The organism is Luteimonas kalidii, from assembly GCF_029887935.1.
In the GTDB taxonomy this organism is placed as follows: domain Bacteria; phylum Pseudomonadota; class Gammaproteobacteria; order Xanthomonadales; family Xanthomonadaceae; genus Luteimonas; species Luteimonas kalidii.
The window spans coordinates 747,374-751,979 of sequence record NZ_JARXRO010000020.1; the positions used below are offsets into that span (position 1 = coordinate 747,374).

The following is a 4,606-nucleotide window of genomic DNA, read 5'->3' on the forward strand; positions in this document are numbered from 1 at the left end:
CCGGCGCTGGAACTGGACGTCGCCGCCGGCGACGGCGCCGTGGCCGCCGTGGACGATGCCGCGCAGGCCGCGTTCGAGGCCGGCCGCGGAGACGCCAGTGTCGGCGGCAGCGCGCGCACATGGCGCTGGCTGGCGATGGCGTTCGCGCTGCTGTGGCTGGGCACACTGGCCTGGTTGCTGCACGCGCGGCGCATGGCGCGCGGTGCGCGTGCGCCCGGCCGGCCCGACGTGACGGGCGAAGACATGCCCGTCGGCGTCTCCGCAACGTCGCCACGCGAGCTCCAGCGCCTGCTACAGACCGCAGACCTGGGTGAAGTGGAACTGGCCCTGCTGGGTCTGGCCTCGCCGCCTGCTTCCAGCCTCGATGCACTGTCGCGACGTCTCGACGCTGCGGCCCAGCGCGAAGCGCTTGCCCTGCTGCAGGACGCGCGCTGGAACGATGGCGATCCCGCACGTGCGCGCCAAGCCCTGCGCGAGGCGTTCGTCGCGGGTCCGCGCTGGCGTTCCGTGGCTTCGCCCGACGCGAGCGAACGCTTGCTGCCCCCGCTGTATCCCGGGCCGCGCGACGCGCACTGAGCATCCCCGGGCGCTTGCTTCCCGGCGAAGGTCGCGACGAAGCGGGGAGTCGGCCCTCGCTGTCTCGCGACAGGCATGGCATCGATGCCGTGCCTGTCGCCACCGCCTCGGCATCGCGCCCCACGCGGCGGACGGGACCCGTGGCGCGGGTGGCACAGTGGGGCATCGGGCGCGGTTTGCTAAGCTGCCGCAATCGTTGCAACCGAGACCGAGCCGATGAGCGAACCGTCCACGCCTGCGGCCAAGACGCGCATGCCCCTGCACTGGAAGATCGCGATCGGCTTCGGCGTCGGCCTGTTGCTCGGCCTGTTCGTCCACTACGGCATCGGCGCCGACGCACCGTGGGTCGGCACGCTCACCCAGTACCTGACCACCCCGTTCTCGCAGCTGTTCCTGAGCCTGATCTTCATGCTCATCGTGCCGCTGCTGTTCTCCGCGCTGGTGGTCGGTGTGTCGGAGATGGGCGACGTGGCGTCGCTGGGCCGCATCGGCTGGCGGACGCTGGCCTACACCATCGTGCTGTCGGGCCTGGCCGTGCTGCTGGGGCTGGTGATGGTGAACGTGTTCCGCCCCGGCACCGGCGTCGATCCCGCGCTCGCGCAGCAGTTGCTGGCCGAGGGCGCGGAGCGCACCCAGGCGATCGTGCGCGACAGCGCCACCCAGCCCAAGGGCATGGAGATGCTGCTGTCGATCGTGCCGCAGAACGTGATCGGCGCGGCGTCCAACAACGCCAACATCATCGCGCTGATGTTCTTCGCGCTGATGTTCGGCATCGGCCTGGTCCTCACCCAGACCGCGCAGACGTCGGTGCTCAAGCGCGGCATCGAAGGCCTGTTCCAGATCTCGATGACCCTGATCGGCCTGGTGATCCGGCTCGCGCCCTACGCGGTGTTCTGCTTCATGTTCAATCTCGCGGTGCTGTTCGGCTGGGACCTGCTGCTGCGCCTGGGCGCGTACGTGCTGGTGGTGGTCGGTGCGCTGGCGATCCACATGCTGGTGACCTATTCGCTGGCGCTGCGCGTGATCGGAGGCTGGTCGCCACTGGCGTTCTTCCGCGGCGTGCAGGAAGCGATGCTGATGGCGTTTTCCACCGCGTCGAGCAACGCCACGCTGCCGACCGCGCTGAAGGTGGCCGACGAGAACCTCAAGCTGCCCAAGAAGGTGTCGCGCTTCGTGCTGACCATCGGCGCGACCGCCAACCAGAACGGGACCGCGCTGTTCGAGGGCGTGACGGTGATCTTCCTGGCGCAGTTCTTCAACGTCGACCTGACGCTCGGGCAGCAGGTCATGGTGATGCTGGTCTGCATCCTCGGCGGTATCGGCACCGCCGGCGTGCCTTCGGGCTCGCTGCCGGTGGTGGCGCTGATCTGCGCGATGGTGGGCGTGCCGCCGGAGGGCATCGGCTTGGTGCTGGGCGTGAACCATTTCCTCGACATGTGCCGCACCACCGTCAACGTCACCGGCGACCTCGGCATCGCCGCGCTGGTGTCGAAGGGCGAGCGCGACTCCCAGGTCGACCTCGCGGCCGCGTAGGCGCCGCGGCGCCACGGTTGCAGCGGTATCGGTTGCGGGCGAAAGCACGTCGGACGGCGCGATGTCCGCCACATGTCCGGCGGGACATGGGACAATGGCCGCGCCCCGGTTCGTGGGCATTCCCCGCAGCGCATCCGCCACCGCCCATGACGAAGCCCAGCCGCAGAGACCTCGCCAACGCCATCCGTTTCCTCGCCATCGATGCGGTGGAGGCGGCCAAATCCGGTCATCCCGGCATGCCCATGGGCATGGCCGACATCGCCGAGGTGCTGTGGAACGACTACCTGCGGCACAGCCCCGACAACCCGAAGTGGCCCAACCGCGACCGCTTCATCCTGTCCAACGGCCACGGCTCGATGCTGCAGTACGCGCTGCTGCACCTGGCGGGCTACGACCTGTCGATCGACGAGCTCAAGCGCTTCCGCCAGCTCGAATCGAAGACCCCGGGGCATCCCGAGAACTTCATGACGCCCGGCATCGAGACCACCACCGGTCCGCTCGGCCAGGGCTTCGCCAACGCGGTTGGATTCGCGCTCGCAGAGAAGCTGCTGGCGCAGCGCTACAACCGGCCGGGGCTGGATGTCGTCGACCATCGCACCTGGGTGTTCATGGGCGACGGCTGCCTGATGGAAGGCGTCTCGCACGAGGCCGCGTCGCTGGCCGGCACCTGGGGCCTGGGCAAGCTGGTCGCGTTCTGGGACGACAATGGCATCTCGATCGACGGCGAGGTCAAGGGCTGGTTCACCGACGACACCCCGGCGCGATTCGAGGCCTACGGCTGGCGCGTGATCCGCGGCGTGGACGGCCACGATCCGCAGGAGATCCGCACTGCGATCGAGACCGCGCTCAAGCACGGCGACAGGCCGACCCTGGTCTGCTGCCGCACCACGATCGGCTTCGGCTCCCCGGCCAAGGCAGGCAAGGAGTCCTCGCACGGCGCGCCGCTGGGCAAGGACGAGGTCGAGGCCACGCGCAAGGCGCTGGGCTGGAACCACGGTCCGTTCGAGGTTCCGCAGGAGATCGCCGACACCTGGCGCGCGAACGCGAAGGGCGCGCAGCACGAGGCCGATTGGAACGCGCTGTTCGAACGCTATACCGCGCAGCACCCGGAAGAGGCCGCGGAGCTGCAGCGCCGCCAGCGCAGCGAGCTGCCGGCCGATTTCGCCGCCGCGGCGGATGCCTACATCGCGAAGCTGCAGGCCGACGGCCCGGTGGTCGCCTCGCGCAAGGCCTCGCAGATGGCGATCGAGGCCTACGCGCCGCTGCTGCCGGAACTGATCGGCGGCTCGGCCGACCTGGCCCATTCCAACCTGACCCTGTGGAAGGGCAGCCAGCCGGTCACCGGCGGCACGCCGGACGCCAACTACATCAACTACGGCGTGCGCGAGTTCGGCATGACCGCGATCGCGAATGCGCTGTCGATGCACGGCGGCTTCATTCCCTACGACGCCACGTTCCTGGTGTTCAGCGACTACGCGCGCAACGCGGTGCGCATGAGCGCGCTGATGCGTTCGCACGCGATCCACGTCTACACCCACGATTCGATCGGCCTGGGCGAGGACGGTCCGACCCACCAGCCCATCGAGCACCTGGCCTCGCTGCGTTACATCCCGAACAACGACGTGTGGCGCCCATGCGACGCGGTGGAGTCGGCGGTGGCGTGGAAGGCCGCGATCCAGCGCATGGACGGTCCGGCCTGCCTGGTGTTCTCGCGCCAGAACCTGCAGCACCAGCCGCGTTCGGAGCAGCAGGTCGCGGACATCGCGCGCGGCGGTTACGTGCTGCGCGATTCGAACGGCGCGCCGGAGATCATCCTGATCGCGACCGGTTCGGAGGTCGAACTCGCCACCCAGGCCGCGGACCGGCTTGGCGACAAGGTACGGGTGGTGTCGATGCCGTCGAGCAACGTGTTCGAGCGCCAGGACGCGGCCTACCGCGAATCGGTGCTGCCGGCCTCGGTGCGCAGGCGCGTGGCGGTGGAGGCGGGCGTGACCGGTTTCTGGCGCCAGTACGTCGGCCTGGACGGCGCTGTCATCGGCATCGACAGCTTCGGCGCCAGCGCTCCGGCGGGCGAGCTGTACAGGCACTTCGGCATCACCGTCGACGCGGTGGTGGAGGCGGCAAAAGCGCTGTAGGCGTACGCCAGATGGCGCGATGCGATACGCGTCACGCTGGAACGGCATGGATGTGGTGCACGGGCTTCGGGGGCACGCCGCGACCCGGCGACCGGGGATCGCTTTCCGCTCGGTCAGGGCCTCCTGCCCTGACTCGCGCGCAGGACATCCATGTCCTGCGTATCGCGATCCCCGGTCACCGGGCCGCGGCTCATCGTCCAGCGTGTTATCCGCCTTGCGGCCACTTTTGCAGTCGGCGGTGCGGCGGCAATTTTCTTGCTGGGATGGACTCCGAGACGCAGTTCTGACAGGACTGCTGCGAGACGTGACGAATCGAGTATCGAAGTGGCGTCGCCAGACCTGCGTGAACCGTGTCCTGCCGC

The 4,606-nt window shown here is 69.2% G+C and carries 2 protein-coding genes and 1 pseudogene; all 3 read left to right on the forward strand.

The window, feature by feature from the left end; all coding sequences use genetic code 11:
* Nucleotides 1-576, forward strand: a pseudogene (locus QFW81_RS16950) (BatD family protein); the annotation flags it as partial.
* 216 nt (nucleotides 577-792) lie between these two features.
* Entirely contained in the window at nucleotides 793-2,109 is a 1,317-nt protein-coding gene (locus QFW81_RS16955; protein WP_280580396.1) for a dicarboxylate/amino acid:cation symporter, read from the forward strand.
* A 146-nt stretch (nucleotides 2,110-2,255) separates the two neighbouring features.
* Complete coding sequence (gene tkt / locus QFW81_RS16960) at nucleotides 2,256-4,244, forward strand: transketolase (protein ID WP_280580397.1); 1,989 nt, start codon at nucleotides 2,256-2,258, stop codon at nucleotides 4,242-4,244.
* The last annotated feature ends 362 nt before the right edge of the window (nucleotides 4,245-4,606 follow it).

Coding starts and splice junctions, on each gene's coding strand:
- QFW81_RS16955 (WP_280580396.1), top strand. CDS start 793: ATGAGCGAACCGTCCACGCCTGCGGCCAAGACGCGCATGCCCCTGCAC.
- tkt (WP_280580397.1), top strand. CDS start 2,256: ATGACGAAGCCCAGCCGCAGAGACCTCGCCAACGCCATCCGTTTCCTC.